The sequence below is a fragment of the Micromonospora sp. AMSO1212t genome (assembly GCF_008868145.1).
GTDB lineage: Bacteria > Actinomycetota > Actinomycetes > Mycobacteriales > Micromonosporaceae > Micromonospora > Micromonospora tulbaghiae.
Genome location: NZ_WBKS01000201.1, coordinates 1 through 6737, shown reverse-complemented (window position 1 = coordinate 6737; position 6737 = coordinate 1). Strand labels below are relative to the sequence as shown.

General features: G+C 73.7%; 6 protein-coding genes. 5 read left to right on the top strand and 1 reads right to left on the bottom strand.

All coding sequences use genetic code 11. The features are described from left to right. Positions 1-84: 84 nt before the first annotated feature. Entirely contained in the window at positions 85-849 is a 765-nt protein-coding gene (locus F8279_RS28665) for a helix-turn-helix transcriptional regulator (protein ID WP_151501603.1), read from the top strand. Between the two features lie 34 nt (positions 850-883). On the opposite strand, the gene F8279_RS28660 is transcribed toward F8279_RS28665, so the two are convergent. Further along, complete coding sequence (locus F8279_RS28660) at positions 884-1285, bottom strand: VOC family protein (protein ID WP_091427134.1); 402 nt, start codon at positions 1283-1285, stop codon at positions 884-886. Positions 1286-1466: 181 nt separating this feature from the next. On the opposite strand from F8279_RS28660, the gene F8279_RS30395 reads away from it, so the two are divergent. From F8279_RS30395 to F8279_RS28645, 4 genes are all read left to right on the top strand, one after another. After that, a complete protein-coding gene (locus F8279_RS30395; protein WP_018787270.1) occupies positions 1467-1625 on the top strand; it encodes a hypothetical protein in 159 nt (52 codons plus the stop codon). Continuing rightward, entirely contained in the window at positions 1622-3037 is a 1416-nt protein-coding gene (locus F8279_RS28655; protein ID WP_091427133.1) for a methyltransferase domain-containing protein, read from the top strand. Before F8279_RS30395 ends, F8279_RS28655 begins: the two co-directional genes overlap by 4 nt. Continuing rightward, the gene (locus F8279_RS28650) at positions 3030-5093 is read left to right on the top strand and encodes a sulfatase-like hydrolase/transferase (protein ID WP_091427132.1); all 2064 of its coding nucleotides are present in this window, start codon (positions 3030-3032) and stop codon (positions 5091-5093) included. Before F8279_RS28655 ends, F8279_RS28650 begins: the two co-directional genes overlap by 8 nt. 176 nt (positions 5094-5269) lie before the next feature. Beyond that, the gene (locus tag F8279_RS28645) at positions 5270-6553 is read left to right on the top strand and encodes a citrate synthase (RefSeq protein ID WP_091427131.1); all 1284 of its coding nucleotides are present in this window, start codon (positions 5270-5272) and stop codon (positions 6551-6553) included. The last annotated feature ends 184 nt before the right edge of the window (positions 6554-6737 follow it).

Genomic DNA, 6737 nt, shown 5'->3' with positions numbered 1-6737 from the left:
TCGATCATGAGGTTGGCGGCGCGACACGCCGGGCGCCGGTGCCGTCAACTTCATGATCGACGGGGAGGTGGCAGGGTTGGGGGTGTGTACCGGGAGTGGGCAGTGGCGGGGATTCCCGGCGGGGTGCTGTGGAGCAGCGTCTCCGGCGGGGGCGAGACGCGCGTGCTGCCGGACGGGTGCCTGGACCTCCTCTGGTCCAGCCGGTCCGGGCTGCTGGTCGCCGGCCCGGACCGCACCGCGCACCTGTCGCGGTCCGCGCCGGGGGACCGGTGGGTCGGGCTGCGCCTGCCGCCGGGGACCGGCCCGGCCGTGTTCGGGGTGCCGGCCGAGGAGCTGCGGGACCGCCGCGTACCGCTGGCCGACCTGTGGGGCCGCGCCGCCGCCGAGGTGACCGAGCGGGTCGAGACGGCGCTGGCCGCGCCGATCCGCAACGACGGACCCGACGCCGTCAGCGCTGCCGACGCCCCCGCCGCCGCCTCGGTGCTCACCCGGGTCGCCCGCGACCGGCTGCTCGCGGCCGGCGGCCCCGACCCGGTCGGCGCGCGGGTCGCCGCCCGCCTGGCCGCCGGGGCCACGGTCGCCGCGACCGCCGCCGAGGTCGGCCTCGGCGAGCGTGCCCTGCACCGGCGCAGCCGGGCCCTGTTCGGGTACGGCCCGAAGACGCTGGCCCGCATCCTGCGGATGCGCCGCGCGCTGGACCTGGCCCGCACCGGTGCGCCGCTCGCCGAGGTGGCGGTGCGCGGCGGGTACGCCGACCAGGCCCACCTGACCCGCGAGGTGCGGGAGCTGACCGGAGTGCCGCCGACCCGGCTGCTCGCCCCGGCCCGGAGCCGCCCGCAGGCGAGCTGACCGGTCCGGAAGCCGCCCGCGAGCCGGCTCGCGTCTACTCGGCCGCGGGCAGCGGGGCGAACAGGTCCACGCCGTTGCCGTCCGGGTCGTGCAGGACCGCGTACCGCTGGCCCCAGAACGCGTCCCACGGCGGCATCTCGCCGTGGTGTCCGGCGCCGGTCAGCTCGGCGTACCAGCGGTCCACCTCGGCCGGGTCGGCGCACCGGAAGGCCAGGCTCATCCGGTTGTTGCCGCCGGACGGGTCGAACTCGGGATGAAAACTGCGGATCACCTCGACCGTGTCCCAGGCCAGCCGTACGCCGTTCGGCAGGGTGACCTCGACGTGCCCTTCGGTCTCGGCGCCGGCCGGGATCGGCAGCCCCAGCCGCCGGTAGAAGTCGAGCGTGCGGGCCATGTCGGTGACCACGGTCCCGACCAGATCGAACTGCGGTGTCATGCGGCCACCGTAGGCGTGACCGCCCCGGCCCGTCTTGAACGGATCGGACGGGGGACGAGTGGCCGGTGTGGCCGCGTACCCGGTGGCCGAGACGTTACGGTGAGGGACAAGTCCGGCTTCGAGCAGCAAAGCTCGCATTCCGGGCATGCTCCGATGACCGGCGAGGGAAGGAAAAGCAGCCGTGACGCATCTGGCCTACCTGGACGCGGGATCCGGCAGTCTCATCGTGCAGGCGGTGGTCGGCGGGGTGGCCGGGGTGGCCGTGGCCGCCAAGCTCTACTGGCGCCGCCTGGTGTCCCGGTTCCGCCGTCAGCCCACCGACCAGGGCCCGGCGGCGTGACGATCCCCGACACCGGCGTACGCGTCGAACCCGGCTCCTTCCGCGACCCCGGCAACCGGGTGTTCCACCGGGGCGAGGAGGTGCTGCGCGGGCTCGACGAGCGCTCCGCCCGGGACTGGCGGGCGCTGTCGGTCACCGACTTCTTCCGGCAGGCCACTGCCCGGGGGCAGATCGTCGGCACCGAGGAGCTGACCCCGACCCCGGTCGACGCGCCCTGGACGGCGGTGCTGCGGCACGAGCGGATCCCGTTCGTCTCGCACCCCTACGAGTGGTCGTCCGCGATGCTGCGCGACGCGGCGCTGCTGCACCTGGACGTGCTGCGGGCCGCCCTGGAGGCCGGCTTCACCACCAAGGACGGCTCGGCCTACAACGTGCAGTGGCGCGGCGCCCGGCCCGTCTTCATCGACGTCGGCTCGTTCGAGGCGCTGCGCGACGGCGAACCCTGGGCCGGCTACCGGCAGTTCTGCCAGACGCTGCTCTACCCGCTGCTGATCCAGACCCACCTCGGGCTGGACTTCCAGCCGTTCCTGCGCGCCCGCGTCGACGGCGTCGAGCCGGACCAGATGCGGCGGCTGTTCGGCGGCGCCCGGCGCTGGCGGGCCGGCGTGCCCACCCACGTGCACCTGCACGGCGCCATGCAGGCCCGCAACTCCGCCGCGAGCACCACCGACGTCCGCGCCCAGCTGCGCGCCGCCGGGTTCTCCCGCGAGCTGGCGCTGGCCACGGTACGCGGACTGGCGAAGCTGGTCCGCCGGCTCGACCACCGGCCCGGCGACAGCCACTGGTCGGACTACCAGCGCACCTGCGCGTACTCGGTGCCGGACCGGCAGGCCAAGGAGGAGTTCGTCGACCGGGCGGTGGCCGCCACCGGGCCCGGTTCGGCGCTGGACCTGGGCGCCAACGACGGCCGGTACGCCCGCATCGCCGCCCGGCACGCCGCGCACGTCGTCGCCGTCGAGCAGGACCCGGCGGTGGTCGACACGCTCTACCGCGCGCTGCGCGACGAGGGCGAGACACGGATCCTGCCGCTGGTGATGGACCTGGCCGACCCGTCACCCGGCGGCGGCTGGCGCGGCGTCGAACGGGCCGCGTTCGCCGACCGGGCCCGCGCCGACACCGTCCTCGCCCTGGCCGTGGTGCACCACCTGGCGATCGGGCGCAACGTGCCGCTGCCCGAGGTGCTCGACCAGCTCACCGCGCTCACCGCCACCGGCGGCAGCCTGGTGGTGGAGTTCGTCCACCCGGACGACCCGATGGCCCGCCGGCTGCTGGCGAACAGGCCGGACGGCCTGTTCCCGGACTACCGGCGGGACGCCTTCGAGGCGCTGCTGGCCCGCCGGGGCCGGGTGGTCGCCCGGACCGAGCTGCCGTCCGGCACCCGCACGCTCTACCAGGTGGTGGTGGGTGGCTGAGGACACCCTCGCACCACCCCGGGACCACGCGGCCCGCCCGGACCGCCGGGAGAGCCGGCCCTGGTGGCGGGCCGAGGCGTCCCGGCTGGCCGAGGTCGCCGCGCTGGTCGGGCTGGTGGTCACCCAGCCGCTGCTCGACGTGCTCGGCCGCAGCCCCGACTTCTTCCTGTTCCACCGCGCCTCCCGGGTCGACGTGCTGCTCCTGGTCGCCCTGATCGCGCTCGCGCCGACAGCGCTGTTCGCGCTACTGGGCGCGGTTGCGCTGCTCGGCGCGCTCACGCTGCCCGCCGGACGCCTCACCCGGGCCGCCGTGCACACCGCGATCGTGGGCCTGCTGCTCGCCGCGCTGGCGGTCCAGGTCGGCCGGCACGCCACGCCGCTTCGGGGCGTACCCCTGCTTGTCGTCGCCGGTGTGGCCGGAGCCGCCGGAGCGGCCGCGCACCGGCGGTGGCGGGCGCCCCGGCGGGTGCTGCGGGTGGCGGCCGCCGGGCCGCTGGTGTTCGTCGGGTTGTTCCTGTTCGCCTCGCCGGCCTCGGCGGTGGTGCTGCCGCGCGGCGAGGGCGGCGCGGCCGGTGTGGCCGGCGCGGGCGCGCACCCGCCGGTGGTCATGATCGTGCTGGACGAGTTGCCGCTGGTGTCCCTGCTCGGCCCGGACGGCCGGATCGACGCCGAGCGCTATCCGAACTTCGCGGCGCTGGCCGGCGGGTCGACGTGGTACCGCAACGCCACCGGCGTGAGCGGCTGGACGCCCTACGCGCTGCCCGCGATGCTCACCGGGCGCTACCCGGAGCGGGGGGCGGCGCCGCACTACTCGCAGTACCCGGACAACCTGTTCACCGCGCTCGGCGGCCTCTACCGGATCAAGGCCGAGGAGAGCATCACCCGGCTCTGCCCGCCGAGCCGCTGCGAGCAGGCAACCACACCGGAACAGGGACTCGGCGTGCTGGTCCGGGAGAGCGGCAAGCTGATGGGCCGGATCGCCGCGCCGGTGGACAGCCGCGTCGACCCGGAGGACTCCTACCGCGAGCGGACCGCCGCCGAAGCGGGCCTGGACGCCGCCGAGCCGGTGCCGGCCGACCCGAAGTTCCGCTGGGACACCCTGGACGACAACCAGCCGGCCCGGTTCACCTCGTTCCTGGCCGGGCTGCGCCCCGACCCCCGGCCCACGCTGCACTTCCTGCACCTGCTGATGCCGCACTCGCCGTGGGCGTACCTGCCGTCCGGGGCGCACTACGCCGCGCCCGAGGACCTGCCGAACGACGGGCCCGGCTGGGTCGACCTGGCCCGCGCCCGGCACCTGGCCCAGCTCGGCTACACCGACCGGCTGATCGGCGAGACGCTGCGGACGCTGCGCGCCACCGGCCTCTACGACAAGGCGCTGGTGGTGGTCACCGCCGACCACGGGGTGAGCTTCCGCCGCGACTGGCAGGGCCGGGGGATGGACGCCATCGACCACGCCGCGAACGAGGTGGCCTGGGTGCCAATGTTCGTCAAGGAGCCCGGCCAGCGCGCCGGACGGGTGGACGACCGCAACTGGGAGCACGTCGACCTGCTGCCCACGATCGCCGACGAGACGCACATGAAGGTGCCCTGGCGGATGGACGGCCGGTCGGCGAAGGCGGCGCCGCGCGAGCGGGCGGACAAACGCTTCTACGACCGCCCCGGCCAGCCGGTCACCGTCACCGGCGGCGTGCCCGCCCCACTTTCGCCGGTTCCGGTCGACCCGCTCGTCGGCACCCGGGTGGGTGACGTGCCGGCAGGCGGGTCGGCCATGGTGGCGAACCGGGACGCGTTCGACGCGGTCGACCCGGCCGGCGGCGGACTGCCGGCGCTGGTCTGGGGCACCGTGCCGGACGACGTGCCCGACGGCACCCGGCTCGCCGTGGCGGTCAACGGGACGGTCGGCGCGGTGGTGCCCGTCGTGCCGCCGGACGTCGGTGGACGGCGCTTCGCGGCGCTGCTCGCCGACGACCGGCTGTTCGCCGCCGGGGCCAACCGGCTCGACCTCTACCGGGTCGGTGACGACGGGACGCTGCGGCGGCTCACGCTGTCGTGACCGACCTCCCGAACGTGCCCATGGCCGCGCTCCCATCCGGTTTCCGGACCGGCTGGCCGGGAAACAGGTGACGCACACCTCACCCTCAAACCATGACGAGCGGTGTTCTCCGCGCCGTGATTACGGTAGAAGCGAAGGCAATTCAACGAAGATCTTGCCGGCGAAGCGAGGAACAGATGACGGAAGTCAAGCTCGACCACCCCGGTGGGCAGCTGTCGATGCCGGTGCAGTCCGCGGTTGAGGGCCCCGCCGGGATCGGGGTGAGCAAGCTGCTCAAGGAAACCGGGATGACCACCTACGACCCCGGTTTCGTGAACACCGCGTCCTGCTCGTCCGCCATCACCTACATCGACGGTGATGCCGGCATCCTGCGGTACCGCGGCTACCCGATCGACCAGCTGGCCGAGAAGTCCTCCTTCCTGGAGGTCTCCTACCTGCTGATCTACGGCGAGCTGCCGTCCCAGACGCAGCTGACGGAGTTCAGCGAGCGGATCCGGCGGCACTCGCTGCTGCACGAGGAGATGCGCCGCTTCTTCGACGGGTTCCCCCGCGACGCGCACCCGATGGCCGTGCTCTCCTCGGCCGTCAGCGCCATCTCGACCTTCTACCAGGACAGCCTGGACCCGTTCGACTCCGAGCACGTGGAGATGTCCACGGTGCGGCTGATGGCGAAGGTCCCCACCATCGCCTCGTACGCGTACAAGAAGTCGATCGGCCAGCCGCTGCTGTACCCGGACAACTCGCTCGGCTACGTCGAGAACTTCCTGCGGATGAACTTCGGCGTGCCGGCCGAGCCGTACGAGGTCGACCCGGTGATCGCCCGGGTGCTGGACATGCTGTTCGTCCTGCACGCCGACCACGAGCAGAACTGCTCCACGTCGACCGTGCGGCTGGTCGGCTCCAGCAACGCCAACCTGTTCGCCTCGGTCTCGGCCGGCGTGAACGCGCTGTTCGGCCCGCTGCACGGCGGCGCCAACCAGGCCGTCCTGGAGATGCTCCAGAAGATCCACGCCGACGGCGGCGACGTCCGCTCCTTCGTGCAGAAGGTGAAGGACAAGCAGGACGGCGTGAAGCTGATGGGCTTCGGGCACCGGGTCTACAAGAACTACGACCCGCGCGCCGCCATCGTGAAGAAGGCCGCCCAGGACGTGCTCGGCCGGATGGCCAAGCCGGACCCGCTGCTGGACCTCGCGGTGCAGCTGGAGGAGATCGCGCTCGCCGACGACTTCTTCGTGTCCCGGCGGCTCTACCCGAACGTGGACTTCTACACCGGCCTTATCTACAAGGCCATGGGCTTCCCGACGAAGATGTTCACGGTGCTGTTCGCGCTCGGCCGGCTGCCCGGCTGGATCGCGCAGTGGCGCGAGATGATCAACGACCCGGAGACCAAGATCGGTCGTCCGCGGCAGATCTACACCGGCGCCACCGAGCGGGACTACGTCCCCGCCGAGCAGCGCTGACCCAACCCCGGCGAAAGGCCGCCGCCCCCTCCCGGGGCCGGCGGCCTTTCCCGTCCAGGCGTCCCGCCCTTCGCTCCCGCCCTCCCCAGCTCCCGCCCTCCCCAGCTCCCGTTGATCTTGCATTCAGTGCCCCGGCATTTCGGGCATTGCGGTCCGCCTGCGGGCGCCAAGTGCAAGATCGCGG

Bases quoted from the DNA above. Each gene is read 5' to 3' on its own strand.
- F8279_RS28660 (WP_091427134.1), bottom strand. From the start codon at position 1,285: ATGACACCGCAGTTCGATCTGGTCGGGACCGTGGTCACCGACATGGCC.
- F8279_RS28645 (WP_091427131.1), top strand. From the start codon at position 5,270: ATGACGGAAGTCAAGCTCGACCACCCCGGTGGGCAGCTGTCGATGCCG.